A 273-nucleotide genomic window follows, 5' to 3' on the forward strand; every position below is an offset into this window, starting at 1 on the left:
CTAGTAAGATTTCATTCATCTTATAAGTATTGTTGCTTATTTTTTCTTCTAATATTTTATTTGTTCCGTCAAAATCTTCTAAGTCCATTTTATATTTTTCAAGCTTATTTTGATTAAAAGAAAATTCTTTAGCAATAACACTTTTTTCTTCCAATATTTTAATTAATTTATGAGGATCTTCTTCACCGTAATCATTAAGAATTTTGTTAATTTCAACTTCATTTAACTCAATCATATTTTGAGTTCTAATTAAAGATGTATCATATTTTTCAA

At 22.0% G+C, this 273-nt stretch carries 1 protein-coding gene; it reads right to left on the reverse strand.

All coding sequences use genetic code 11. The features are described from left to right. The coding region (locus FGQ49_RS06830) for a hypothetical protein (RefSeq protein ID WP_207669795.1) at positions 1-273 on the reverse strand (273 nt) is incomplete at both ends.

The organism is Anaerofustis stercorihominis (genome assembly GCF_005844425.1).
In the GTDB taxonomy this organism is placed as follows: domain Bacteria; phylum Bacillota; class Clostridia; order Eubacteriales; family Anaerofustaceae; genus Anaerofustis; species Anaerofustis butyriciformans.